This window comes from Providencia sp. Marseille-Q8014 (genome assembly GCF_965112055.1).
In genome coordinates, this window is record NZ_CBCOPT010000001.1 from 3,617,240 (window position 1) to 3,643,523 (window position 26,284).

At 39.2% G+C, this 26,284-nt stretch carries 22 protein-coding genes and 1 tRNA gene; 6 read left to right on the forward strand and 17 right to left on the reverse strand.

The window, feature by feature from the left end; all coding sequences use genetic code 11:
- Positions 1-880 precede the first annotated feature (880 nt).
- The 3 genes from groL to ACWPW6_RS16105 form a co-directional block, all read right to left on the reverse strand.
- Positions 881-2,524, reverse strand: a complete 1,644-nt coding sequence (gene groL, locus ACWPW6_RS16095; RefSeq protein ID WP_154624550.1) for a chaperonin GroEL — start codon at positions 2,522-2,524, stop codon at positions 881-883.
- A 51-nt stretch (positions 2,525-2,575) separates the two neighbouring features.
- The gene (locus ACWPW6_RS16100) at positions 2,576-2,869 is read right to left on the reverse strand and encodes a co-chaperone GroES (protein WP_008914587.1); all 294 of its coding nucleotides are present in this window, start codon (positions 2,867-2,869) and stop codon (positions 2,576-2,578) included.
- Positions 2,870-3,033: 164 nt separating this feature from the next.
- Positions 3,034-3,546 carry an FxsA family protein gene (locus ACWPW6_RS16105; protein WP_163863074.1) on the reverse strand — a complete coding sequence of 171 codons (513 nt, stop codon included), beginning with the start codon at positions 3,544-3,546 and terminating at the stop codon, positions 3,034-3,036.
- 531 nt (positions 3,547-4,077) lie between these two features.
- Between ACWPW6_RS16105 and aspA the strand changes: the two genes are divergently transcribed.
- Positions 4,078-5,502, forward strand: a complete 1,425-nt coding sequence (gene aspA, locus ACWPW6_RS16110; protein WP_154624551.1) for an aspartate ammonia-lyase — start codon at positions 4,078-4,080, stop codon at positions 5,500-5,502.
- Positions 5,503-5,647: 145 nt separating this feature from the next.
- Entirely contained in the window at positions 5,648-6,970 is a 1,323-nt protein-coding gene (locus tag ACWPW6_RS16115; protein WP_154624552.1) for an anaerobic C4-dicarboxylate transporter, read from the forward strand.
- Positions 6,971-7,108: 138 nt separating this feature from the next.
- Here the strand turns inward: ACWPW6_RS16115 and ACWPW6_RS16120 are convergent, their stop codons facing one another.
- Positions 7,109-8,257 carry a glycerate kinase gene (locus ACWPW6_RS16120; protein ID WP_249999365.1) on the reverse strand — a complete coding sequence of 383 codons (1,149 nt, stop codon included), beginning with the start codon at positions 8,255-8,257 and terminating at the stop codon, positions 7,109-7,111.
- A 202-nt stretch (positions 8,258-8,459) separates the two neighbouring features.
- Here ACWPW6_RS16120 and dicD point away from each other — a divergent pair, with 202 nt between their 5' ends.
- Positions 8,460-9,038, forward strand: coding sequence for a division control transcriptional repressor DicD (gene dicD, locus ACWPW6_RS16125; RefSeq protein ID WP_154624554.1), 579 nt, complete (start codon positions 8,460-8,462; stop codon positions 9,036-9,038).
- Between the two features lie 126 nt (positions 9,039-9,164).
- A tRNA-Phe gene (locus ACWPW6_RS16130) sits at positions 9,165-9,240 on the forward strand.
- 317 nt (positions 9,241-9,557) lie between these two features.
- Here ACWPW6_RS16130 and ACWPW6_RS16135 read toward each other — a convergent pair.
- From ACWPW6_RS16135 to ACWPW6_RS16180, 10 genes are all read right to left on the reverse strand, one after another.
- Complete coding sequence (locus ACWPW6_RS16135) at positions 9,558-11,024, reverse strand: glycoside hydrolase family 1 protein (RefSeq protein WP_249999367.1); 1,467 nt, start codon at positions 11,022-11,024, stop codon at positions 9,558-9,560.
- Between the two features lie 197 nt (positions 11,025-11,221).
- Complete coding sequence (locus ACWPW6_RS16140) at positions 11,222-12,631, reverse strand: PTS transporter subunit EIIC (protein ID WP_249999369.1); 1,410 nt, start codon at positions 12,629-12,631, stop codon at positions 11,222-11,224.
- A gap of 559 nt (positions 12,632-13,190) precedes the next feature.
- Positions 13,191-13,964, reverse strand: a complete 774-nt coding sequence (locus ACWPW6_RS16145) for a DeoR/GlpR family DNA-binding transcription regulator (protein WP_154623524.1) — start codon at positions 13,962-13,964, stop codon at positions 13,191-13,193.
- A 19-nt stretch (positions 13,965-13,983) separates the two neighbouring features.
- The gene (locus ACWPW6_RS16150) at positions 13,984-14,613 is read right to left on the reverse strand and encodes a beta/alpha barrel domain-containing protein (RefSeq protein ID WP_154623525.1); all 630 of its coding nucleotides are present in this window, start codon (positions 14,611-14,613) and stop codon (positions 13,984-13,986) included.
- 21 nt (positions 14,614-14,634) lie between these two features.
- Positions 14,635-15,069, reverse strand: coding sequence for a PTS sugar transporter subunit IIA (locus ACWPW6_RS16155; protein WP_154623526.1), 435 nt, complete (start codon positions 15,067-15,069; stop codon positions 14,635-14,637).
- A 122-nt stretch (positions 15,070-15,191) separates the two neighbouring features.
- The gene (locus ACWPW6_RS16160; protein ID WP_154623527.1) at positions 15,192-15,998 is read right to left on the reverse strand and encodes a BtpA/SgcQ family protein; all 807 of its coding nucleotides are present in this window, start codon (positions 15,996-15,998) and stop codon (positions 15,192-15,194) included.
- A gap of 11 nt (positions 15,999-16,009) precedes the next feature.
- Positions 16,010-17,323 carry a PTS sugar transporter subunit IIC SgcC gene (gene sgcC, locus ACWPW6_RS16165; RefSeq protein ID WP_154623528.1) on the reverse strand — a complete coding sequence of 438 codons (1,314 nt, stop codon included), beginning with the start codon at positions 17,321-17,323 and terminating at the stop codon, positions 16,010-16,012.
- Between the two features lie 17 nt (positions 17,324-17,340).
- The gene (gene sgcB, locus ACWPW6_RS16170) at positions 17,341-17,619 is read right to left on the reverse strand and encodes a PTS sugar transporter subunit IIB SgcB (RefSeq protein ID WP_154623529.1); all 279 of its coding nucleotides are present in this window, start codon (positions 17,617-17,619) and stop codon (positions 17,341-17,343) included.
- Position 17,620: 1 nt separating this feature from the next.
- Positions 17,621-18,736 (reverse strand): M42 family metallopeptidase, encoded by a 1,116-nt coding sequence (locus tag ACWPW6_RS16175; RefSeq protein ID WP_249999372.1) that lies wholly within the window; start codon positions 18,734-18,736, stop codon positions 17,621-17,623.
- A gap of 288 nt (positions 18,737-19,024) precedes the next feature.
- Positions 19,025-20,770 carry an inositol phosphate phosphatase SopB gene (locus ACWPW6_RS16180; protein ID WP_249999374.1) on the reverse strand — a complete coding sequence of 582 codons (1,746 nt, stop codon included), beginning with the start codon at positions 20,768-20,770 and terminating at the stop codon, positions 19,025-19,027.
- A gap of 212 nt (positions 20,771-20,982) precedes the next feature.
- Between ACWPW6_RS16180 and ACWPW6_RS16185 the strand changes: the two genes are divergently transcribed.
- On the forward strand, positions 20,983-21,261 hold the full coding sequence (locus tag ACWPW6_RS16185; RefSeq protein WP_154622525.1) for a GNAT family N-acetyltransferase: 279 nt from the start codon (positions 20,983-20,985) through the stop codon (positions 21,259-21,261).
- Between the two features lie 40 nt (positions 21,262-21,301).
- Positions 21,302-22,195, forward strand: coding sequence for a pirin family protein (locus tag ACWPW6_RS16190; protein ID WP_249999376.1), 894 nt, complete (start codon positions 21,302-21,304; stop codon positions 22,193-22,195).
- A gap of 102 nt (positions 22,196-22,297) precedes the next feature.
- On the opposite strand, the gene ACWPW6_RS16195 is transcribed toward ACWPW6_RS16190, so the two are convergent.
- The 3 genes from ACWPW6_RS16195 to ACWPW6_RS16205 all read right to left on the reverse strand — a co-directional run bounded on the left by ACWPW6_RS16195 (position 22,298) and on the right by ACWPW6_RS16205 (position 26,278).
- On the reverse strand, positions 22,298-23,869 hold the full coding sequence (locus ACWPW6_RS16195) for an AbgT family transporter (protein ID WP_249999378.1): 1,572 nt from the start codon (positions 23,867-23,869) through the stop codon (positions 22,298-22,300).
- Positions 23,870-24,612: 743 nt separating this feature from the next.
- The gene (locus ACWPW6_RS16200) at positions 24,613-25,470 is read right to left on the reverse strand and encodes a hypothetical protein (protein WP_249999380.1); all 858 of its coding nucleotides are present in this window, start codon (positions 25,468-25,470) and stop codon (positions 24,613-24,615) included.
- Between the two features lie 265 nt (positions 25,471-25,735).
- The gene (locus tag ACWPW6_RS16205) at positions 25,736-26,278 is read right to left on the reverse strand and encodes a fimbrial protein (protein ID WP_163863653.1); all 543 of its coding nucleotides are present in this window, start codon (positions 26,276-26,278) and stop codon (positions 25,736-25,738) included.
- Positions 26,279-26,284 lie beyond the last annotated feature (6 nt).

A 26,284-nucleotide genomic window follows, 5' to 3' on the forward strand; every position in this document is an offset into this window, starting at 1 on the left:
ACAGAATGGCATTCGCTTTCTCCAACCTCCTTTACCCGCACTCTCAACAGCTAGTCTTGCGACTCACCTGCCACATTGTGGCGAAAATACGGGCTTACCGAGTTCCGTACTCATGACACGGCTCACTTAGGTTCTGCCTATACACCGAAGGTCTGTTGGTAACGTATTCCCAGATGTAATAGGAATAACCGACCTTGTACCTTTTGGTCACAGCATATCAGTAGCTTTTGCTGCTTGCGGCTAACGGTGCTTACGGACAGTTCACTTAACGTTAACCCTATGATCCAGCCTAGCCTCTCATTCACCTACTACTGGTAAAATCCACTGTTTATCTCACGATAAATCATCACCCAAACATCGGGGAGTACATTGTCAGAGCGCTCTCACACCTCACCATTACTGGCGACGCGCTGCTCCTAGGCTACTGTTAGTTACACAACAGGTCTGACTCTGTATCAGATGCAATACAGTCAGACAATCATCAGCACAGCTTCACACCGGTAGGTGCTGGCGTACATAAATTTGATAAAGACGATGTTAACCCCGTTACATCACAAGCTAAAAAAATCCACCTTGTTTCAACGTGTATCTTTTTGACGTTATAACAGTGATCAAGTGATAACAATATTTAAAATTCAAATAGTTATCGCATTGAAACGCTGTTACACATTATTTAGAAAGGAATACTGACTTTAAAGTCCGCAACCAGAAATTAGTTCTTCACCAAGTGAAGAGCCGATGTCCGGGAGAATTTAAAGCCCGGAACATCGGACATATCATTATTATGCTATTTCGGCGGGAAATAGTGAGCACAACCATCGGTTAGTACTCACTATGGACGTAGCCCGCTCGGCTAGCTACCTACGCGACTCTCGTCGCACTACATCATACCGCCCATTCCACCCATTCCGCCCATTCCAGCAGCACCTAAATCAGGGCCGTCTTCTTTAGGCATTTCAGTGATCATTGCTTCAGTCGTAATCATCAGACCCGCAATTGATGCAGCAAATTGCAGTGCAGAACGAGTAACTTTAGTTGGGTCCAAAATACCCATCTCAATCATGTCACCGTAAGTATCTGTTGCTGCGTTGTAACCTTCGTTACCTGTCGCTGCTTTAACCGTATTAACAACAACAGACGCTTCTTCACCTGCGTTAGTGACGATTTGACGCATTGGTGCTTCCATCGCGCGTAGTGCAACACGAATACCTACGTTTTGCTCTTCGTTATCACCTTTCAGTGAAGCCAATTTCGCAGCAACACGTACTAGTGCGGTACCACCACCAGCAACAACACCTTCTTCAACAGCAGCGCGAGTTGCATGCAGAGCATCGTCAACACGAGCACGTTTTTCTTTCATTTCAACTTCAGTTGCAGCACCGACTTTAATCACCGCAACACCGCCAGCTAATTTAGCGACACGCTCTTGCAGTTTTTCACGGTCATAATCAGAAGTTGATTCTTCGATTTGTTGGCGAATTTGAGCCACACGACCTGAAATAGCAGACTCATCACCGACACCATCAATAATAGTGGTAGTGTCTTTGTTGATAACGATACGTTTTGCTTGACCCAGATCTTCTAATGTTGCTTTCTCAAGCTCCATACCGATCTCTTCAGAGATAACAGTACCATTAGTTAGAATCGCGATATCTTGTAACATCGCTTTACGGCGATCACCAAAACCAGGTGCTTTAACCGCAGCAACTTTAACGATACCACGCATAGTGTTAACAACCAGAGTTGCCAGCGCTTCACCTTCAACATCTTCAGCGATGATCAGTAGCGGCTTGCTCGCTTTCGCAACACCTTCTAATACAGGTAGCAATTCACGGATGTTAGACACTTTTTTGTCAACTAACAGGATGAATGGGTTTTCCAGTTCAACAACACCGGTTTCTGGCTTATTGATGAAGTAAGGAGACAGGTAACCACGGTCGAACTGCATACCTTCAACAACATCCAGCTCATCTTCCAGACCAGTACCTTCTTCAACCGTGATAACGCCTTCTTTACCGACTTTATCCATGGCTTCTGCAATCAGCTTACCAACAGTTTCATCTGAGTTTGCAGAGATAGTACCAACCTGCGCAATTGCTTTAGAGTCTGAACATGGAACAGACAGTGCTTTTAGCTCTTCAACCGCGGCAACAACTGCTTTATCGATACCACGTTTCAGATCCATTGGGTTCATACCCGCAGCAACGGCTTTTAGACCTTCAGTAACAATAGCTTGTGCCAGTACAGTCGCAGTAGTCGTACCGTCACCCGCTGCATCGTTAGCTTTAGATGCAACTTCTTTAACCATTTGTGCACCCATGTTTTCGAATTTATCTTCTAATTCGATTTCACGAGCAACTGAAACACCGTCTTTAGTGATAACCGGTGAACCAAATGATTTATCCAGAACCACGTTACGACCTTTTGGTCCTAAAGTGACTTTCACTGCATCTGCTAGAATATTCACACCACGAAGCATTTTTACGCGTGCGTCATTACCAAATTTAACGTCTTTAGCTGCCATTATTTCTTTCCTTTAAATTCTTTTCGTTAGTTGAGAAGATCTAAGTGAAAATTACGCTTCAACAATTGCGAGAATGTCACTCTCTGACATGATCAGCACTTCTTCGTTGTCGATTTTTTCAGCTTTCACGCCATAACCGTCGTTAAAAATAACGATGTCGCCGACTTTCACATCCAAAGCTTTAATTTCACCATTTTCAAGGATGCGACCGTTACCAACGGCGAGAACTTCACCACGCGTAGATTTACCTGCTGCTGTGCCAGTCAGAACGATGCCGCCAGCAGATTTAGATTCAACTTCTTTACGCTTGACGATAACACGGTCATGCAATGGACGAATTTTCATTAATAGTTCTCCTATAAATAAAGTCCACACTAGGTAAAAGGACGATACCAGTATGTCTAAATAAACCAGTACCATGTTTTTCCAGATTGGGGCGAGTTGGAGTGACTTCAAGGGGGGGAAGATAAAATTTTTTTGTTTTTACCTTCCCCGTATTAGAGGGATAACTACTTAGGACGGTTATCTTTTTCAGATTCGCTAGATTCTTCAGATTTATCGATCGTATAGGATGGATCATCCTGTTTACGTTGAAATTCTCCCTCAAATGTATCGCCTTGTTGGAATGGGTTATGACGCCCTGCACTAAAGCCATTTCCCGTCTGAGAAAAACGAATATGGGGGATCAAACGCATCACAAATAATTTTTGAACTGGTGGCAACAATAAAAGTAAGCCAATAAAATCAGTAAAGAAGCCCGGTACGATTAATAAAAAGCCAGCAAGTACCAGAGCAACACTTTTAATCATTTCTGCGGCAGGGCTTTCACCAGCTGCTATTTTTTGTTGAATTTGCATGACATTTTTCATTCCCTGATTTTTAACCAGCGAAATCCCTAAACAGGATGTCAATACAACCAAAATAAGTGTCGCCAACACACCAATCTCTGAGGCAACACGGACGAATATGACAGACTCAATGTAAATGAGAAGGCATATAAATATGAGTGGTAACCAGCGCACAAGTTCTCCTTTGTTTCAATTCGCTTTATTCCCGCCATTCTTTAAATTGCATAGGAATTCACCTCGTTAGCATCTTGAGACATATCATTGACCTAGCTGTCTTCAAGGGGATTACAGGCTATCTACCTACAACTTAGAGTCTGTCAGGTATAAATGAGTTCTCGCCTCTTGGAAAACCTTTGTGAACTGTATCTAAGAGACAAACAACAACATTCGCTTTTTTACATAGTATAGACATAATGATGGAGGTCACTATAACGCTTTTCAACTCATGGAGATTTCTCATTTTTTTATTTTCATCTGTGAGCACTCTCACATATTTTGAAAACAGTTTCATAAATCAAACTATATAGTGATCTAGGTTCAAGGCAATGATTTAAGAACAGCATATCATCTACCTATAAATCAGTAGATCATCATGCTGATAACGGAGTAACAAGGGTTTAACACCTATAATATTTTGTTTCACGGTATATATATTTTTAAAAGCGCATAATAGACAGTAACTGTAATCTAATTAAGAAGGTTCTCATGTCAAACAATACTCGTATCGAAGAAGACCTGTTAGGTCAGAAAGAAGTCCCATCTGATGCCTATTACGGTGTTCATACTCTGCGTGCGATTGAAAACTTTTATATCAGCGACCGCACCATTAACGATGTGCCAGAATTTATTCGCGGCATGGTAATGGTTAAAAAAGCGGCAGCAATGGCGAACAAAGAACTTCATACTATCCCACGTAACATCGCTGATACCATCATCAAAGCTTGCGATGTTGTTCTGGATACTGGCAAATGCATGGATCAGTTCCCTGTTGATGTATTCCAAGGTGGTGCAGGTACATCACTGAACATGAATACTAACGAAGTCCTTGCCAACATCGGTCTTGAACTGATGGGTCATCAGAAAGGTGAATATGAATACCTAAATCCGAATGACCATTTAAATAAGAGCCAATCAACCAATGATGCATACCCAACAGGTTTCCGCATCGCGGTCTATAATTCAGTTATCAAATTGATTGACTCCGTTGAATACCTGAAAAAAGGCTTTGAGAAAAAAGCGGAAGAATTTAAAGACATTCTGAAAATGGGTCGTACCCAATTACAGGATGCTGTGCCAATGACCGTAGGACAAGAGTTCCACGCATTTGCAACTCTTTTAAAAGAAGAAGAGAAAAACCTGAAACGTAGCATTGAGTTACTGCTAGAAGTTAACTTAGGTGCTACTGCCATCGGTACAGGTTTAAATACCGCGCCAGGTTACCAAAAACTGGCTGTTGAAAAATTAGCTGAAGTGACTGGCTTACCTTGTGTACCAGCAGAAGACCTGATTGAAGCGACTTCTGACTGTGGTGCATACATCACCGTTCACGCTGGCCTAAAACGTCTTGCGGTTAAGCTATCCAAAATCTGTAATGACTTACGTTTACTCTCTTCAGGTCCTCGCGCTGGTCTTAAAGAAATCAATCTGCCTGAACTGCAAGCAGGTTCTTCAATTATGCCAGCAAAAGTTAACCCAGTTATTCCTGAAGTTGTTAACCAAGCTTGCTTCAAAGTTATCGGTAACGATATCTGTGTTACAATGGCAGCTGAAGCGGGTCAGCTACAGTTAAACGTCATGGAACCAGCTATCGGTCAAGCAATGTTTGAATCCATTTCATTGATGAGCAATGCTTGCCGTAACTTAGTTGAAAAATGCGTCAACGGTATCACAGTCAACAAAGAAATCTGTGAAGCGTTCGTCTTTAATTCTATCGGTATCGTCACTTATCTGAACCCATTCATTGGCCACCATAATGGTGACATCGTAGGTAAGATCTGTGCAGAAACAGGTAAGAGTGTCCGCGAGGTCGTTCTGGAGCGTGGCTTACTGACCGAAGAGCAGTTGGATGATATCTTCTCTGTTGAGAACCTAAAACATCCAGCTTATAAAGCGAAAAGATTTGATGACTAATCATTTATGTTAACCATAAATAATACTTAAAAATCAAGGCACGCCTCTCCTTCGGAAAGCGTGCCTTTTTAGTTTTATACACACACAAAAAATTAACACTACAGTTTCATATTTTTAATTTTAATTTTGTCGAGGAGTAAACACTATGCTAGCCGTAGAATTTATTATTGTTCTGCTGGCCATATTTCTGGGGGCCCGTCTTGGTGGGATAGGTATCGGTTTTGCCGGTGGCCTAGGTGTCTTGGTACTCGCTGCAATTGGCGTGAAACCAGGCACCATTCCATTTGACGTTATCTCCATTATCATGGCCGTAATCGCAGCTATTTCAGCAATGCAAATTGCTGGTGGCCTTGATTACTTAGTTGCTCAAACAGAAAAACTACTGCGCCGTAATCCTAAATACATCACCATCCTTGCGCCAATCGTGACCTATTTCCTAACCCTATTTGCGGGGACAGGTAATATCTCTTTAGCAACTTTGCCCGTTATTGCTGAAGTCGCAAAAGAGCAAGGCGTAAAACCTTGTCGTCCACTTTCAACTGCCGTTGTGGCTGCTCAAATCGGTATTACCGCTTCACCTATTTCTGCGGCTGTTGTGTATATGGCTTCCGTTATGGAAAACCCAGCGATGGTTGGTGCTGGTAACACCGTTAGCTATATCACACTATTAGGTATCCTGTTACCATCGACTTTCCTTGCTATCATCCTAATGTCTTTCATTATCTCTTGGACATTCAACTCTAAACTATCGGATGACCCTATTTACCAGAAACGTTTGGCTGAAGGCCTCGTTGAGCTGCGTGGTAGCCAAGTTAAAGATATCAAAGCAGGTGCAAAATCATCGGTTCTGTTGTTCTTACTGGGCGTTGTGGGTGTGGTCATTTATGCCATCATCAACAGCCCAAGCTTAGGTATCGTCAAGACACCATTGATGAACACCACCAATGCTATTCTGATCATTATGCTGAGTGTGGCAACCCTAATCACTATTCTCTGCCGTGTGAGTACTGACTCTATCCTTAACTCAAGCACCTTTAAAGCAGGTATGAGTGCCTGTATCTGTATTCTGGGTGTTGCTTGGTTAGGTGATACTTTCGTACAACATAATATTGATTGGATTAAAGCAACTGCTGGCGACTTAATTCATGAGCATTCTTGGATGCTAGCTGTGATCTTCTTCTTCTGTTCAGCACTGTTGTATTCACAAGCTGCGACAGCAAAAGCGTTAATGCCAATGGCGTTAGCATTACATGTTAGCCCATTGACGGCTATCGCATCATTCTCTGCGGTATCTGGCTTATTCATTCTGCCAACTTACCCAACGCTCGTTGCTGCGGTACAAATGGATGATACAGGGACAACACGCATCGGTCGTTTTGTCTTTAACCACCCATTCTTCATTCCAGGCACGATTGCCGTCATCTTAGCCGTCACCTTCGGTTTCCTATTTGGCGGTATGATGTTGTAGTCATTTAATCTTTAAAATAAAACCCCCAAACGTTGTTATCCAACGCTTGGGGGTTATTTATTTTCGCTTATCAAAATCAATCACTATAGCGAAACACATCGAACACCCATTAAAATGCCTCAAGCAAGGTCAGTCATATTATCTATTCTTTAACTGTTGCCCTAACTGTAAGACTTTCGCGACGTTATAGGCAGCTTGTTGCAAGTTAGCCGCCCCTTCAGATAAGGCCTCTTCGAGTGAACATAAGCGGGGGACAATACTAAAAAAGGCATCAATACCTTCTTGATGTAATGCTTCAACACCTTTCCCTAAAACACCACTCAACGCAATCACCGGAACCTGGTGTTTAGCCGCTACTTTAGCAATACCAATTGGTGCTTTGCCGCCAGCCGTTTGTCCATCCATACTCCCTTCACCAACGATCACTAGGTCGGTATCAATCATTTCTTTTTCTAAATTGACCGCTTGAACGACAATCTCTATCCCAGGTTTTAAATTAGCCTTCATAAACGCGGCAGCAGCAACAGATATTCCGCCCGCCGCACCGCCTCCCGCTAAATGACGATAATCGATGCCTACCGTGCTCTCTATCACATCCGCCAGTTGATTAAGACCTTGTTCAAGCGTCACTACCATCTCTGCGGTAGCACCTTTCTGAGGGCCAAATATTGCTGCTGCACCGCGCACACCAACTAACGGGTTATCCACATCACATGCCACTTCGATATCACAGTCTTTTAATCGCGGGTCTAGGCCTGATACATCGATGTAAGCGATCTTATTTAATATTTCACCACCCAGTCCAAGCTGTTGGTTTTGTGCATCATAAAAGAGAGCGCCTAACGCTTGCAGCATACCGACGCCGCCATCGACAGTCGCACTCCCCCCAATCCCCAAAATAATCTGTGTTACGCCTTTATCTAAAGCATCTTTAATCAACTGGCCAGTGCCAAAACTACTCGCCAGCATCGGGTTACGTTGTTTAGGAGCAACTAGCATTAATCCACTTGCAGCAGCCATTTCAATAACGGCGGTTTTTCCTTGATGAAGTAAGCCATAAGTCGCCATCACGGGTTTATTCAATGGCCCTGAGACTTCAAGTGTCACATGCTCTCCTCCGATTGCGGCGATCAACGCATCAACAGTGCCTTCACCCCCATCGGCAATCGGTAAACAGAGATAAGTCGCATCCGGAAAGATAGCGTGAAATCCTTGCTTCACGGCATGAGCAGCAACTTCTGCACTGATACTTTCCTTAAATGAATCAGGTGCGATGATAATTTTCATAATAGAGATCCCTGTGAAAAACTGAGCCGATTGTCTAATTATATCATGTTGATATCTACCCTACTGCAAATTGCTATCGCCACTTGAATGGTGTGGGGTCACAGAATAGAGTCACTGTTGTGCATAAAGCAAACTGCTATAAATACATAATGAACATTGCTATGATGCTAGGTAGTAGAACAATATTGTGACGGAGCTAACAATGTCAGTACAGCGCGAAGAAATTTTGAGTCATGCTCTTAACCAGTTAGAAAAAAAAGGTCTATCCGCATCCACCGAGCATCTCCTCCATGAGATTGCGCCTGATTTTAGCGTGATCCGCCAATTTTGGCCTGACGATGAAGCTTTGGTGTACGATTGCTTACGCTACCATGGACAACAAATTGAAATTTGGCAGCGTCAAACACGATTAGATGACTCTCTCAATCCTCAACAGAAATTATCTGCTCGTTATCAACAACTCTATCAGCGCGTCAGTGAAGGACGCTTTCCGGGTTGTCTATTTGTTTCGGCTTGCAACCACTACCCCGATCCACAACATCCTATTCACCAATTAAGTCGTATACAAAAAGATAACTCTTTCCTGTATACCAAAGAGTTGTTGGATGAGCTAGACATCGAAGATTCCGAACTGGTCGCTAATCAAATGGAGTTAGTTTTAGAAGGTTGCCTAAATCGCCTATTGATTCAACGAGACATTAAGGATGTTGAAATCGCTCAACACCTGTCAGAAGATATTTTAGCGATTGCGTTATGCCGAAAAAAAGGCGCTCTAAGCTAAAAAAAGTACGATCGCGCGTTAAACCGTCACTTTTTGCTGAAAAAGAAAACACTCAGTTAAAAATTACGTTTTTTTAGAAAAAACTCGTTGACGCAAACCGCCTAATACGGTTTAATGCGCCCCGTTGCCCGGATAGCTCAGTCGGTAGAGCAGGGGATTGAAAATCCCCGTGTCCTTGGTTCGATTCCGAGTCCGGGCACCACTTTCTCTTCTACAGTGGTTCCTTGAAGTTACGATATCCTCTTGTATAATTAGCTAGTCTAAGATTAAATCACCTAACAATGAATATCAGCTTCTCGTTATTAATTCAATTTTAGTATCTTCTAACAACCCTTTCTTATTGAACCTAACCAATAAACATTATTCTATCTAATGCATAATAGTCATCTCTATATTTGCATACAAAGATGACTATCATGCCTGTTTATTTTATTAGATTAATTCTTATTCACTAAAATGTTTTATTATTATTATCTTAATAAACAACACCCTGCCATGTAGTCGCTACTTTTTTGCAATCTAACGAATGTCTTCTCCATTTGTTTCACACACTTTTTGATACCAATAAAAAGAGTCTTTGCGCAACCGATTCAAGGTACCATTTCCTTCATCGTCTTGGTCAACATAAATAAACCCATAACGTTTTGTCATTTGTGAGGTGCCCGCGCTGATAATATCGATAGTTCCCCAACTTGTGTATCCCATTAAATCAACACCTTCATTCACCGCTTCTTTCATCTGCTCAAAATGCGCCCTGAAATAATCAATTCGGTAGCTATCATGTATTTTGCCATCCTCTACAATATCTTTTGCTCCAATCCCATTTTCTACAATAAATAATGGCTTTTGGTAGCGATCATAAAGCTCAATTAATGAAATCTTCAGGCCGATAGGGTCGATTTGCCATCCCCATTCAGATGTCGATAAATAGGGGTTTTTTACACCAAACACCGTATTTCCTGGTGTCCTCTCTGCATTATCTTGAACAGACTCAGTTACTGACATGTAATAACTGAAGGAGACAAAATCAACAGTATGTTGACGGATAATTTCTAAGTCATCAGGTTCCATTTGAATGGTAATGCCTCGTAGTTCAAAACTACGCAATATAAGTGGTGGATAATATCCACGAACCTGAACATCTGAATAAAAATAATTTTCCAGATTTTTTCTTAATGTAATTTCAACATCGCTTGGATGACAAGTTCTTGGATATGTCGTCACCTTCGTTAACATACAACCGACTTGGCTTTGTGGAATAATTTGATGGCAATCGCGAGTTACAATCGCTGAAGCCACAAATTGGTGGTGTAGTGCCTGATAAATGTCCTGTTCATAACGCTCTGGTGTCGATTTTTGTTCACGAAACCCTAAAGTCGTAAAGGGATGACGCATAACACTGTCTATTTCATTAAATGTCAGCCAATACTTAACTAATGTCTTATAACGCTGGAAACAAACATTACAATATTTCACAAATGCATCAATCACATTTCTATGAGTCCAACCATTATATTTTTCACTCAATATTAATGGCATTTCATAGTGAGATAACGTCACTAAAGGTTCAATATTATATTTATGCATTTCCATGAATAGATCTTCATAATACTTCAAACCTATTTCATTAGGCTCACTATCTTCTCCGGTAGGAAATATACGAGTCCATGCAATGGAAACCCGCATCACTTTAATCCCCATTTCACCAAATAAGGCCATATCATCTTTATAACGGTGATAGAAATCAATTCCTCTACGTTTAGGATATGCAATATTATTAACCCCATTAAGAGCAGACTGAATATCTTCGTCTGATACTGCGTTGTGCCCATTATAGTCAGTCACTCTAAGATTTGATTTTATTGGTATCGCATCGGCAACAGAAGGACCCTTTCCATCTAAATTCCAAGCACCTTCTGCTTGATTTGCTGCAATTGCAGCTCCCCATAAAAAATCATGCTTAAATGTTCTTTTTTCTATTCCCATACGATTCCCTTTATTATCCTAATATTTAAATTGTTATTCACTAAAAACAAAAAATCACATATAAACGCTCTGTTCTTATAAACTAACAATAATTAAAGCCAAAAATATTTTATTTTAAATATCAAAAACAATGTGTAACCTTATAAAGTCAGCATTAAATATATGTTCAATACTTACAAACTATTATTTTGATATATTTATTTATTTGATAAAAATGGTGTAGAGGTCAACTTTTCGTTTTCTATTTTTTTATTTTGCTTCTCATTATTTTTTTCATGCCAGAATATAAATGTTATTAGGAAGGTGGTACTAAACGAAATACTGGCTCCAATCAGAGCATAAATAATATTTTTAGGAAAGTCGCTAGAAGCAAAAATAGAGATACTGACTAAACTTGGACTAGCTGAAGCAAAAGATGCGACAGACATATACCCTAAGAAGCTACCACCAATTGCGGAGCCAGCAATCACAGCGTAGAGTACTACTTTATTAACAAAGGTAACGCCATAAAGTGCGGGTTCTGTAATACCGCATAATGCAGATATGCCCGCAGAAAATACAATTGGCTTGGTTGATTTATTCTTACTTTTGACTAGAACAGCAAAACAAGCCCCCGCTTCTGCGATGTTATGAGCTAATGACGCTGGCATATAAAGTGTCTCTTTACCATGTTGTGCTAAAGTTGAAATCGCATAAGGTAGCAGAGGTTTATGCATTCCTGTAGCAACAAGGAAAGGTAAAGTGCAAGCTACCATACTCGTAGCAATGAACCCTAAATGACTATGTAACCAAATCATTGCTGTTGTTATTGCAACTCCTAGCTGATACCCCACTGGACCTAAAATAAGTAGCGTAATAGGCACTGTCACTATAAATGACAACATAGGTGTTAGAAAACTTTGTAAGAGAGTGGGTACATAACGCGTAAATAACTTTTCTGTTTGGGAATAGAAAAGAACACACAATATTGCAGGAAATACTTGGGTCGCATATTGAATATTTTCAAGTTTAAAATCTAAAAATGAAGTTCCTTCTGTCATTATTCTTATCATTTCAGGTAATATAAGAACAGAGACACAAGAAACAGCTATCACTACATTGACTTTAAGCCTAACCGCTGTCGTAATTGCAACTAATATTGGTAGAAAATAAATAGGGCTACTGCCAATACAGTCTAAAACTTGATAAGTAGGGGTACCCTTTTTTAACCAACCTAACATATCCAATATGATTAAGATTGATTTCAGAATTCCTCCTCCAGCGATAGCCGGTAAGATGGGTTGAAACACACTAATAATAAAACCAATAAGTAAAGGGCCTAATCGTTTTTTTGTCTTTATTGTATTATTTACAGGATCTTTTTGAGCGATTAATAAATTATTAATCACATTGTAGACATTAACTATCTCTTTACCAATCACAATTTGGCACTGGATATTAATAATAACAGCAATAACGCCAGGAATTTTTTCCAATTCTTCTCGGTCAATATTATTATTATCATAAAGGTTTATTCTAAGTCGAGTAGAGCAATGAGTTAGATACTCAATGTTACTTACTCCACCAATAAACCTTAAAATGTCCAATCCTGTTTTTTCATAATCCATCTGTTTTCTCCGATGTGGAAAATGCCTGATATGTTATTTATATCAGACACCTATTGCCAAACAGCAATACTTAAGTGGCATTACGTAAGGACATTATTCAGGCTCATTAGATAAAAAATCAATCTTCCAAATTCCTTTTTTTTATTTTATGTGATCCATGATTTGTATTTCACTAAGTTTTAATTGATTTTATTTTATAATTACCTTGTATGATTTAATTTTTCAATAGAATTTAACTGCAGCACTCATTTTATAGTGTAAAACTATCAATAAAATCAAACTACGAGTGCATTGAGTCGATAACTAAGGAAGAGGAGAAAAATAAAAAACCACAAACATTTACTGATAAATATATTCTATCGTAATGATAATTGACAGAATAAATACCAAATATTGATTTAGTGGGCTGGCTCGCTATTTTCAATCTTATATAGAAATATTTCCTCTTTGAGGAATTGGTTGAAACATTAACACTCCATTTTATTAATAAACCCCATCATAATTTTATTTTAGAACTTAATATACATATTAATGAAATACCATTTTCCACATACCATCGCTAATAGCTGCATTTTAATTCACATCCCGCTTGACGATACCGTTGCTGAATTTCATTGGTAAGCCCACTATCGCTAATAATAGTTTTAATACATGATAACGTTGCTACTGCATGGGGTTCAAACATATCAAACTTGCTATGGTCAGCTAACAAAATAACCTCAGGCGAGCGAGCGATAAGTTTACGCTTAACGCCTACTTCAAACATGGTGGCATTCGTTATTCCCATTTCAATCGATAATGCATCGCATGACATAAAGACACGATCAACGGCAAACGCATTTAGCATCTCTAAGGCTAAACTCTCTCCCACCGTAAAATACCCTGGTCTAATTAATCCACCAATAATATAACTTTCTACATTTGGAAATGCCCCAAGCTGATTCGCAATTTTGATGTCATTACAAATCACTTTCACTCGAATATCCCCCAAACATTTTGCTAACTCTAAACAAGTAGAACCGGAATCAAGAAAGAAACAATCACCTTCATGAATAAATTTACGGGCTATCAGTGCAATTTCACGTTTAGAGGCACAATTTAAAGAACGCCTAACATCGAACTGAGATTCTTTATCTGTCGTACTATCATCGAAATTTAAGCGACCATGCGTTCTGGTCATCCCTGGATAGTGTTCAGCGATATACTGAAAGTCACGACGAATTGTCGCTTCAGCACAACCGAATAACTCAACGGCTTGTTGTGTAGACAATTCTCGGCATTTCCAAAGATAGTGCAACATCTGTTGGATCCGATCAGATTTATACAGACTCATAAGCGACCTCTCTCCGAATTTAATCACTGAATTGTTTTATCGTTTTTTCGTAATCATCAGTTGTAAAAAGAGCTCTTCCTAAGACAATATTATTAATTCCCATTTTTTTTAATAAAGGCATTTTATCTGCACTTATTCCACCATCAACCCAGCATTCCAGTGGGTGAAATAAAGACGACACTTGCTGAATCTTCTCTACCATCAATGGAATAAATTGTTGATCTTCACCATCAGGCTCGCTAGTCATCACCATCACAGCATCTAATTTATCAGTAAGATATTGATAAGGAGCCACTGCGGTGCTCGGATTTAATGCTATCCCTGCTTTTGCCCCTATTTTTTTAATTTCAGCAATAATTTCTGAAGGATTATTCACCGCTTCTGGATGAAAAAAGATCCATTTAGGCGCAAAAGGTGCAAGTTCCCTGACCCAAAATAATGGTTGAGATACCATTAAATGAATAGATATGGCCTGTTTTGTGGCTTGTACGACCGCTTTAACCAACTTGCTACCGAAAGTAATATTATGGATGAAATTACCGTCTTCAATATCCAGATGTAATGACCCAATATTCTGATTAGCGAGTTTATCAATCACAGAGCCAAGGCAAAGTGGATCAGCAGAAGCCAAAGATGGATGTAATATCATCACTACTCCTCCATAAAGAGATTAATATGGATTTAGTACTTTCAAAATATCGCTATTGGTTTTAGCAAAACGAATCTCATCAAGTAATAAGGGGTTATCTACAATTTCAGCGATATGCTGTATTAATCGAATATGGTCATTGCTTTGAATCGCACACACCGTCATCAGTAACCATACGGGATCACAATCTTCATGCCCAAAGACAACCGGTTGTTTTAGGGTAGTTAGCGTCATCTGATTATAAATAGCCCCTTGTTCAGGGCGTGCATGCGGCATTGCAATACCCGGCGCAATCAAATAATAAGGCCCCCAACTTTGGGTATTTTTAATGATGCCTTGTAAATAATTAGGCTCAGCCGCGCCATACCTAATTAAAGGTCTACAAGCTATGCTAAGCGCCTCTTTCCAATCCGTCGCAACCTGATTTATTTGGATCCATTTAGCATCATCAATCATTGTATATTGACTCCTTTAAGGTTCGGTATATGCTTGATTATTGAGCCCTCGCCTAACTTTTGGCGAAGCTTGCGAGGACTCTAAGTATCACGAGGAGATAGGTATTTTGCTTATCTCCTTTCTTATTGCCTTATGCTATGCACTTTCTCCATAAATCTTTCCACACGGGTTTGATCAACAAAGTTGGCAAAAATACCGTCTTTTTTAAATGTGGTCGCAGTGACGCATCCATCAGCAATACTCAATTGCTCTTCCACATTTTCGAGGCACACCCCTGTATTGGCAAAGACCACCGTATTCGGCACCGTATCTTTGACTTGTTTCAAAATCGCACTGTCTGTTTTTGCGCCAGCAGTTAATCCCGAAACACATAATGCATCTGGTTTATTATTAAAAACGGTAGACTTTGCTATTGAGCAGATATCACGTCCACCTAGGTATACCGCAGCTTCAGGTACAATATTAAACAGTGTTTTTACCTCGCTTGCCCCAATACGATGTTGATGGCGAATCGTTTCCCCCACATTGGTATTCCATACGCCAAAATCACTTGCATAAGCACCGGTAAATATTTCTCGGATAAATTTCGCACCTGTCGCCATCGCTAAATCGAATGAAGCGATCGGATCCCAAAGGACATTTACACCAAAAGGTATCCGGATCTCACTCATCAATTGACCAATGATCCGTGCCATTGCTGCGGTTGTTTCTGGCTTGACTTTAGTGAGATAAGGCAGGCTAAATTCATTTGAAAACATCACAGCATCAACACCGCCATTTTGTAGAGCCATCAGATCCTCATAAGCTCTATCAATGACCCATTGCATACTGTGCTGAGCATTAAAGTCAGGATCCCCAGGTAACGCACGTAAGTGACACATAGCAATTACCGCCTTTTCCGTACCAATAACATCCTTTAACCAACTCATTTCCATACTCCTTATTCAGGTAATTCACGATTACGTAAGAAAATAACGACGCAGGCAACAATACCGACAGTTAGCACAACGCCAATAAGACCAAATGACATCAATTCGTAAATAGACCAGCCGAACATATTGCCTACAGACAAGGCACTAATCTGTGAACCATTTTCAGCAAAATTAAAGCCCCCATTACGCGCCATTTCAGTAAAGAAAGGGGCAAATTGTGTTGCAATCAATAAAACGGTGCTCATCACAATCACACCGCTCAGTAATGTGCGTAATAAGTCACCACGATGGATTACCGTGGCCATACAGATGAAGAAAGGAGCTACAGGCAAGTCAGCCAGTGGTAACACATTGTTCAATGGCAGAATGCTTGCCAAGACCAGCATGATAGGAATCAGTAGTAAGCCCACTGCAATCGTCGTTGGATGGCCAAGCGTTACCGCGGTGTCCAAACCAATAAACACTTCTCGATCATTAAAATGCTTCTGAAAAAATTTACGGGCACCTTCAGAGATCGGCAGTAAACCTTCGACAATCAAGCGGATCATTCGTGGAAATAACACCATGATCGCGGCAACCGTGATCATTAACGTCGCACAACCTTTAAAATCTTCTCCTGCCGCAAGCCCAAATAATAAACCTAAGACAACCCCGATAATAACGGGATCTCCCACCATACCGTAGCGTTTCTGGATTGCTTGAGCATCGATATTTTTTCCTTTTAAGAAAGGGATCCTTTCATAGATCGAATCAAGAAATACGAATAGAGGGACTGAACTAGAGCCATACCCTTGAGGAATTGAAATACCTTCTAATCCAACGATTGTTTGTACTCGTTTTGCTGTCCAATCCGCCATTTTTAGCGATAAGATGGCATGACACATCGCCCCTGCGATACCATAAATTAAGCTGCCTGTTGCTATTTGAACAACGGTACCAGTAATCGCATAGTGCCAATAATTATAAATATCAACGTTCATGGTTTTCGTTAGGCGAGTAAACAATAACGTGATGTTAAGTAAGAAAATAACGGGGATAATCATGGCACCAATAGCTGTTGCATAACCAACACCGGATGCAGGTCCCGCGCCAACATCAAGCACATGCAGAGATAAGCCAAAACGTTCAATCATAATTTTGATTGGAGGGCTTAGGCTATCAATAGCCATGACGATCACCAGCCCCATTCCGACAAATCCAATACCGACAGTCACCCCTGCTTTAATGGCTTGTAGCCACGGTATGCGAAAGATTAAGCCAATAATTATCATGACGATTGGGACAAATACTGTACCGCCTAAAGAAAGTATATAGTCAAACATAACGTCACCTATGAGGTTTATTGTGATAACAACGTTTTAATTTTTTGTTTTAGTGCATCGTCATTAACGCCTGTGAGTAAGGCCGCGCCATTCAATGTTGGTACGCCATAATCTGTATCCGTTTTCATTGCAGTGATAATCAGATCAACACCATGGCTATTGAGTGGAATTTCATTTAAACAGCATTGTGAAGTGACGATTGGGATCCCTTCACTTGCCAAGTAATCTTGCAGTTTTTGAGCAATCATTGTGGACGTAGACATACCCGTTCCACATGCAACGAGGACTTTTTTCATTTTAATTAACCTCTTGGTTATAGTCTGAGTCAGACTCGATAGGAAACTGATTAGCTGGAAGTGTGGCTAAAGCAGTTAATAACCGAATGCAGTCACTGAGATCACGTAAACTCGCAACTTCAGCCGGTGAATGTGTGTAGCGGCATGGAATAGAGAGGCTTGCACAAGGAATGCCATCTTGCTCAACTTGAATATAGCCAGTTTCAGTGATGACACCTGGAGCAACTTCTCTTTGTACTGGAATATGGTTTTTAGACGCTGTTTTTTCTAACATATTGATCAAACGAACAGGTGTGACTAGCCCTGCAAGGGTGCCTCTACCGTGGTAATTTAAGCAAGTAATGCCGACCCCCTTATTGATGACTAAATCCGAATAGTCTTGTAAGTCTGGGGTATCGCAAGAAGGGGTAATATCGATTCCAATAGCGAGGTCAGGTTTTACACGGCGTAGTACAGGCAAGATGCCACGAATATTGAATTCCTCCTGTACTGAGGCAACAATAAATACGGCTATATCTAGTTTTTTATCTTTGATTGCATCGGCCAAACCCAGCAACGCTGTACAGCCAAGTCGATCATCTAATGCTTTACTGCAAACCATGTCATTACCCAGTTCTTGGGGTGGGTTATACAACGTAATTGGTGTACCGACTTTGACTCCCATCCTTTCAGCATCTGCTTTATCTTTCGCTCCGATATCAATCCATAGCTGATCAATAGAGGGAGATTGTGTACGTTCATCTCCTTTCGCGAAGTGATAAGATTTAATACCAATACATCCAGGTATTGAGCCAGATTCACCGGCAAGGCGAACCACTGAACCTGACATTGTCACCTGTGCAGGCCCGCCGACTCGTTCGAAACGAATAAACCCTGACGATTCAATTTTTCGTACCATGAATCCCACTTCATCCATATGCGCAAAGACCATTAAACGCAGTGCTTTTGGATCTTCACTTCCGTAACGAGCAACGACATTACCGAGGCGATCCTGCCAAAGGTCTTTAGCACTGGTTTTGAGATGTTTTTTCATCACATTTGCGATAGGGGCTTCATGACCTGAAATACTGTCTAAGGTCAGTAGGGAAAAGAGTGTGTCTCGAGTAGAAAATACCATAATCATGATCTCATATTGACTAAAGCGACATAAACATGAGCGATTTATATGCAAAAAAAGGCGGGGTTATTGTGATGATAATCACATCAAGTCATTAAAAATAACATTATGAAACAATTTTGTGACAAAAACGAAACAATTTCACTCACTGTGATTGCGCTAAATTTTTTAGCCTATTACTGATATCCGTATTAATCTCTACCTTGACGGTCAATAAATATAAAAAATATCACTTTGTCATTATTGAATAGGGCACTGGCGTACCCTTTAGATCAATAGAAAATGCGCTTAAGATAAAGATGAAAAGCCTTTAACTTGTTGTCGGATAAATCGATCACCTATACGCGCATCATAAGATAGGGCCATTGGTTTCAAATAGAGAGGGAGATCTTTAACAACCTTGTTGCCAACAAGACCTGTGTTATATTCCTGTATTTGTAAATTGCCGCTCTGTAACAACACATCTTGGAAAAGCTGGCTTTCTTCACTGATTAATTTACTGCTAGGTTTACCTAAATGCTTATTTTGATGATAACTCAGGGTCTCACGTTTTATTTCAGCATCGAGCATTCCCGTTCGGTCTTTACCGCTTTTACAGTTCCAACAAGGCACCGCATCAATTTCATAAGTTAACATAACAATACGTTGGGCCATTTTATAGGGTTCATTCGCATCCTTGTTATATGAGCTATTTTTCCAGATATCTCTTATCTGTTGACATAATATTTCTATTTTGTGGCGATTATCAGCGTGTGGATTTTCAGATAAATAGTTGCCAACCCATCCACCTAGATGATTATTCTCTAAATAATCATCGCCCATTATTTTTTCCAATGCAGATTTGTTTAATTGATGAAGATTATTTTTCTTATACGTTATACAACTAGATAATCTATCAGATATACCATCCGAGACCCTATTTATCATCGATAATGATAATTCGTTTACGCCAAAATTTAAAATTGCAATATCAAGCTTAATTTTAACTTGTTTTAAGTCTCCTTTCTCATCTCGAATGTTTAAATGCACAAACGGGTCATTATTCAAAGAGTCCCAAGCAAAAATTTGGTCATCTAACATGCTTGTTTCACCAAACATATATGTGAGTAAAGAAGTCGAAGAGATCCTTAATGTCACCACCTCATTATTTAATGCTTTCTTATAAAGTTCAGGTTTAGAATAAAGGGCGGCGATAACGACTTCTTTCGCTCTATTTTTAGCACCTTCCTTACGTAAAAAACTCCCTTCTGGGAGGGAGAAAGGGGATAATACACCATGACGAATGCCGGTAAACAATGAGTTTTGTTGATCATCTTTAACGTCAGAAACCCATAAATTTACGGCATGAACGGTTTCATCACTCGACTTAGAGCAAATACCTTTATTCTGATAACTACAATCATAAAATATATCATTATCAGCGTTATTATATTTCATTTTTGATGCCGGTATTAATACAAAAGAGTATTTTTTATTCCCATATACTAACTCCGTTTCAACAATCTTCCATTCATTACTATTGAGAATATCTTTGAATTCGTTATTAAATAATACTTTCACTTCCTCTAAAGAGATTTTATGATTATGACCTTGCATTTCATTATGAATGAATCGAATTAAATATTTTTTGAAACCTTTAGCCTTATTTATTTCTTTTGGATTAAGTAATCTGTTCTCGCCATGAGATAACTCATTTAACTCTTCAGAGATACTTTTTAAACCATCAGCAGACACATTAAACTTTCTCAATATATTTTCTGCCACATTGACAAGACTGTTTTGAAATTGAATAAGTGCGTGTTGACTTTGTGTTACTCTGTCTAGAGTAGGTTTATCACTACCGCTAGCGGCAGGACAAGGAATGGCCCCATTAATTTTATTTTTTAAATTATGGTTTTTAAATAAGTTATAAACTGAAGTTATACCAAGAGAAAAATTTTTTCCGGTACTGGTTTCCGCTTTTGCTTTTTCACTTGAAAGCAAATGATAACGACAATCCAAGTATGGAATGTGATTGATAAATTTTAAATACATAGAGTTTCTCCGTTGAAAAAATAATATTCAACATAAAACTATTTTATAAATATATAAAAAATCGATTTTCTCTTTTTTTATATCATTTTTAATAAAGACCATTCAAAATATTTGAATAGTTTGAGCAAAAGAACCTCATTGTATTTATACCTAATCTTATCTAAGCTAAATTCCATAGGTTTTTTATTCTTAACGGTATGAGTAGGTATAATATGAACAACATCCAATCTGACCATCACAGCTTTTTTATCTTATCGGATGATAAAAAAAATCGTCTTGCTGAGATTACCTTTGTCTATACCGGAGACGAACTCGCGATTATTGACCATACCGTCGTTGATGAACGTTTAAAAGGACAAGGAATAGCTAAACAGTTAGTCGCAAAAGTGGTTGAAAGAATGCGTTCTGAAAAGCGTAAAATTATTCCATTATGCCCATTCGCCAAAGCGATATTTGATAAAACGCCTGAGTATCAAGATATCCGTCACTAAATCTTATCTATTTGCCAATATTCCTAAAGAAGAGGTGCAAATGAGTATCACAAATGAATATAACTCACAACCGTTCCTACATATTCATGCACGCATTAAAGATGTTGGCGGGATCCCTGTCGCGAGAGTTTTACCGACCAAACAGCGGCGTTTAATTGGTGCTTGGTGCTTTCTCGATCATGCGGGTCCGACGGTATTTAAAGGTGATGCAGATGGTATGCGCGTCGCCCCTCACCCACATACCGCACTGCAAACCTTTACTTGGATGCTTGAAGGCGAAATTCTACATCGAGACAGTTTAGGCTACGAACAAGTGATCCGCCCAGGCCAAGTTAATTTGATGACCGCCGGTAAAGGCATTAGCCATTCTGAAGATACCTATGGCGACAACCGCCATTTACATGCGGTGCAGCTATGGATAGCACTGCCAGCAGCAATGAAAGATATGCCACCTCGCTTTGACCACTACCCTACTTTGCCTAAATGGTCAGTTGGAGATATTACATATCAATTACTCGTTGGGGAGTACGATACTTATAAAGCACCGACATTATCGTTTTCTTCTTTAGTAGGCTTAGATATCACAACCCACAGTAACCACGCATTGTCATTAACACTACGCCCTGATTTTGAATACGGTATTTTCATTATTGAAGGTGATGCCATTATTGGTTCCCAGCATAGCCATCGCAATGAATTAATTTATTTAGGTAAAGGCCTGACTCAAGTCTCACTACAACTTTCAGCAAATAGTCATATTCTGTTATTAGGTGGAGAGCCACTTAATGAGTCTATTTTAATGTGGTGGAATTTTATTGGACGGAGCAAAGAAGAAATTATGTCTGCTATTACAGAATGGAATCTAGGCGATTCTCGATTTGGTAAGGTCATTAACGACGATCGAGAACCCACTCTTTCTCCGCTAATGCCATGAGTAAATCATCATTGCCTGTAACATGAGTGGCTGTTCAGCTATTTTTATTGGCTAGATAAAAAAGGTAGCCATAAACTCTGGCTACCTTTGCGTTAATCACTATTAGCTACCAGGTGTAAAATAAATCGGGGAGCCCGGCCCTACAGGTAATCCAAGTACAAATACCCAGATAACAAAGAATAATGACCAGCCAATAAAGAAGATGATTGAGTAAGGCAGCATCATTGAAACGAGTGTACCGATACCTGCATCTTTCTTATATTTGACCACGATAGCCATAATCAAGCCGAAATAACTCATCATTGGTGTGATAATATTTGTGACTGAATCACCAATACGATATGCCGCTTGGATGGTTTCTGGTGCATAGCCTGCTAGCATTAGCATTGGGACGAAAATCGGTGCAGTGACAGCCCATTGCGCTGAAGCAGAACCAATCATTAAGTTAATAAAGGCACAGATAATAATAAAACCAATAAACAGAACTCCACCATGTAAATCGATGCTGTTTAAGAAGTTAGCGCCTTTTACCGCGACAACTTGCCCAATATTGGTCCAACCAAAAAATGCCACAAACTGTGCCGCAAAGAAAATAATCACCAAATACAGCCCAAGCGTACTCATTGCATTAGCCATTGCATCGACGACATCTTTATCAGAGCGCATCGTTTTTGCAACATAACCATAAACAATGCCCGGCACCGCAAAGAAGATAAAAATAAAGACCACGATAGATTTTAAAAAGGGCGAATTACTGACTAAGCCTGTTTCTTGGTTACGCAAAATACCATTTTCAGGCACGACCATGAGTGCTAATAGCGCCGCTAATCCCCAAAATGTCACGGATGCCCAAAATAGTGCTTTTTTCTCAAGAGGCGTGACTTCAGCATCGGCACGTAATTTATCTTCATCTTCGTCGACCCCGCCGCCTTGGTATGGCCCTAATTGTGGCTCAACAATTTTCTCTGTAATGAAGTAACCCAAAATAGTGATCAAGAATGTACTGGCAAACATAAAATACCAGTTAGCTTCAGCCCCTACGGTATATGTAGGATCAATAATTTGTGCTGCTTGCTGTGTAATACCCGATAATAATGGGTCAACTGTGCCTAATAGCAAGTTTGCAGAGTATCCGCCAGAAACCCCAGCAAAGGCTGCTGCAAGTCCTGCAAGAGGATGACGGCCTAATGAGTGGAAAATAATGGCAGCAAGAGGTATTAACACGACATAGCCTAACTCAGCCGCGGTGTTTGACATAATACCAGCAAAAACAATCGCCATTGTTGTTAGTTTACGTGGTGCTTTGATGACCACTAAACGCATAGCTGCCGATAAAAGCCCTGCTCGTTCCGCGATACCAACCCCTAATAAAGCAACAAGAACAGTACCTAACGGCGCAAAACCAGTAAAGTTGCTAACAACATTTGAAAGAATTTTACGAATACCTTCGGCATCTAATAGGCTGACAACATGAATAATGCCATCTGCGGCACGGCCTTTTGCCCCTTCAGGACGGGGATCAGCCACACTAATACCAAAATATTGTCCGACTGCTGATGAGACCAATAAAATTGCAGTTAAAATAATGAATAAAATGACTGGGTGAGGCAATGCATTACCTAGCCATTCTACTGTGCGTAGAAAGCGGCTCCCATCTTGTTTTTTTTGTTCCATATTTTCTCCTTATAAACAAGAGAAATGGACATTACACAATGTTTTGTGCTTTAGCTATTTTCAAAAATATAACGCTAACCTAACAAAACATTTATTTTTAGTTTTTAACGTTAATTAAACACAAATAAAATCACAAAACACAGTATAAAAATACAAGATTACTTAAATATTTAAATAAATAACGCATTAAGTTAAAAATAACGATAATTAGTGAAAATGTGGTTCAGATAACAGTTTTAAGCGGTTTTCTCGGTGACTGAAAGCATTTTTCAGTTAAAAATAGAATAGTTTTCAGTATTTTCACTACAAACTAGATACGAAATATCCGTATCTACAACAAGATTTTCCCTACTAATTACAAAAAGAATAATAAACTAAGTTATCTTTTCTATGCCCGATTTTTGCTATCATGACATCACTTTCAGATACTCTCTCATTTTTGAAATCTCGAATAATCTTCTATTGCTGCAAGTTTTCGTTTCAATATCGTTATCTATTTAAATATTAATTTAAGTTGAATCTATTTTAGCATGATTAAAACCATCAACATTTCATCTTCATCCTGAATATGATTGCTCAATGAGAAAAAGTGCAATTATCACACATATTTATTAACATATTTATTATATTATCCGTTATCTACTTTTAATCTCACGCAATTAATTATGACATCGAATCATTAATTTAGACGATGAAATTAATAAATATTAACGCTAATATTAATAAAAACCAGTCACAACAGCTTATAATGCATCTAATACTAAAATACCATTTGCCTTTGATACCCCAGATTTTGTTGCGCTACCTTTTAGTTTAGCGTTAACGGCTATTGTACTATTGACTAAGTTATTAAGTGAAATTCCAGTACCATTCGCGTTCACTTGAATACCATTTAATGATACTTGTGCAGAAACGCCATTTCCGAAATTCAACAGCCCATTTGTAGCATTACTCGCCGTCAACCTTAATTGATAATTTCGAGCTGTGCCAGAAGTACAGGAAATATTCAGACGAGTACTTTTTTCAAGCCCTTCAGCTTTTAAACTCGATGAGGAATAATTAAGATTTAAGTTCTGGCTATTTAAACTACATGAACTTAACCTATTTGGTCTCCCTTTAGACTGACCACCACTATTCGAAAAATAGATTAAGTATGTTTTATTCACCTTGTCAAAACAATTAATCCCAACCGACACATTATTCTCATCCCAAGGTAACCATTTTGAAGGTATTCTATTGTCTGTTAATTGTAGTCTCATACCGCCATTAAACACTTTACTCGCCCAGTTTAAACCAGCCATATGACTCAGCGCCTGACCATCACAATTAATATTATAACTTTCATAACTAACCCGATTACCTAAGGGATCAAAACCTTGATCATCAAGAAGCGTTGGTTCTACGCTCACTCTAGCACGATCGTTATGTATTTCTTGCGAGCACTCAGCTGTTTTACAGTCAGTAAATCTAACAATATGATAGGTGACTAATCCTTCCGCCCAGACCGTCATGAATGGTGCGGTTGTTTGTTCGGCCGTAACCGTGAAGTCAGCAAATGAACTCAAAGGCACACACGCTAATAGTAAGGGAAAAGTTCTCATATATATCCTATTAAAAATATTATACTTTTTATAAACTACAACTCATTTTTCATGTGGAAATTAAAACTAAAACTGATGATGATTTTTATCATTCATTAAAATAGCAAAACCAAATTATCTGCTTTAGAATTTGATACATTAGCTTTAGCAATAAATATAACTGTCTTCATAATTGATTGAGACATTCAGCTCTTTAAGTCAGCTCATAAACTTTGTTTTATTAAATAAACCCTATTCGCGCTTAATTCACTAAATGAGCCAATTTTCATTCATACTCTAAAACAAATTTTGTTGTTACATAGAATTCACCTCTGCCTATTTTTTTTGTTAATAGTGCATTGGGTTCACCTTGTATATACGCTTTTAAATTTAAATCATTGCCATTTCCAGTGTGAAGGTTCTGTATATAGCTATGTACCTTATTTAGGATAATAGGCGTTCCATTTTCAGTTTCTAATCCAATAGCTATCCCACTAGCTTGACTACCGCGATCTAATGCTAATAAACCAGGAAGCGCTAAATTTTCATTTCCGGTAAACGTTACTCTCACTTCTTTTCCCAATACTAAATCACAATTAATTAAACGGATCGTAAAAGGCTGACTATGTGTTCGTGTATTAAGATATAAATATTTATCAACAACAGTGCCAAAATCTAACTCAATATTTTCATCTCCAGGATAAACTTCACAAGCATCTTCAACCAAAACGCCATCAAATTGTACCGTTTCCGCTTGTGATACCCCTGAAAAGTTCAACAAATAACCAACGAAAATAAAAGAGCATAATTGGCATAGCCTATAGCTCATATTCTT

Bases quoted from the DNA above. Each gene is read 5' to 3' on its own strand.
- groL (WP_154624550.1), bottom strand. From the start codon at position 2,524: ATGGCAGCTAAAGACGTTAAATTTGGTAATGACGCACGCGTAAAAATG.
- ACWPW6_RS16100 (WP_008914587.1), bottom strand. From the start codon at position 2,869: ATGAAAATTCGTCCATTGCATGACCGTGTTATCGTCAAGCGTAAAGAA.
- aspA (WP_154624551.1), top strand. From the start codon at position 4,078: ATGTCAAACAATACTCGTATCGAAGAAGACCTGTTAGGTCAGAAAGAA.
- ACWPW6_RS16115 (WP_154624552.1), top strand. From the start codon at position 5,648: ATGCTAGCCGTAGAATTTATTATTGTTCTGCTGGCCATATTTCTGGGG.
- ACWPW6_RS16120 (WP_249999365.1), bottom strand. From the start codon at position 8,257: ATGAAAATTATCATCGCACCTGATTCATTTAAGGAAAGTATCAGTGCA.
- dicD (WP_154624554.1), top strand. From the start codon at position 8,460: ATGTCAGTACAGCGCGAAGAAATTTTGAGTCATGCTCTTAACCAGTTA.
- ACWPW6_RS16135 (WP_249999367.1), bottom strand. From the start codon at position 11,024: ATGGGAATAGAAAAAAGAACATTTAAGCATGATTTTTTATGGGGAGCT.
- ACWPW6_RS16140 (WP_249999369.1), bottom strand. From the start codon at position 12,631: ATGGATTATGAAAAAACAGGATTGGACATTTTAAGGTTTATTGGTGGA.
- ACWPW6_RS16145 (WP_154623524.1), bottom strand. From the start codon at position 13,964: ATGAGTCTGTATAAATCTGATCGGATCCAACAGATGTTGCACTATCTT.
- ACWPW6_RS16150 (WP_154623525.1), bottom strand. From the start codon at position 14,613: ATGATATTACATCCATCTTTGGCTTCTGCTGATCCACTTTGCCTTGGC.
- ACWPW6_RS16155 (WP_154623526.1), bottom strand. From the start codon at position 15,069: ATGATTGATGATGCTAAATGGATCCAAATAAATCAGGTTGCGACGGAT.
- ACWPW6_RS16160 (WP_154623527.1), bottom strand. From the start codon at position 15,998: ATGAGTTGGTTAAAGGATGTTATTGGTACGGAAAAGGCGGTAATTGCT.
- sgcC (WP_154623528.1), bottom strand. From the start codon at position 17,323: ATGTTTGACTATATACTTTCTTTAGGCGGTACAGTATTTGTCCCAATC.
- sgcB (WP_154623529.1), bottom strand. From the start codon at position 17,619: ATGAAAAAAGTCCTCGTTGCATGTGGAACGGGTATGTCTACGTCCACA.
- ACWPW6_RS16175 (WP_249999372.1), bottom strand. From the start codon at position 18,736: ATGGTATTTTCTACTCGAGACACACTCTTTTCCCTACTGACCTTAGAC.
- ACWPW6_RS16180 (WP_249999374.1), bottom strand. From the start codon at position 20,770: ATGTATTTAAAATTTATCAATCACATTCCATACTTGGATTGTCGTTAT.
- ACWPW6_RS16185 (WP_154622525.1), top strand. From the start codon at position 20,983: ATGAACAACATCCAATCTGACCATCACAGCTTTTTTATCTTATCGGAT.
- ACWPW6_RS16190 (WP_249999376.1), top strand. From the start codon at position 21,302: ATGAGTATCACAAATGAATATAACTCACAACCGTTCCTACATATTCAT.
- ACWPW6_RS16195 (WP_249999378.1), bottom strand. From the start codon at position 23,869: ATGGAACAAAAAAAACAAGATGGGAGCCGCTTTCTACGCACAGTAGAA.
- ACWPW6_RS16200 (WP_249999380.1), bottom strand. From the start codon at position 25,470: ATGAGAACTTTTCCCTTACTATTAGCGTGTGTGCCTTTGAGTTCATTT.
- ACWPW6_RS16205 (WP_163863653.1), bottom strand. From the start codon at position 26,278: ATGAGCTATAGGCTATGCCAATTATGCTCTTTTATTTTCGTTGGTTAT.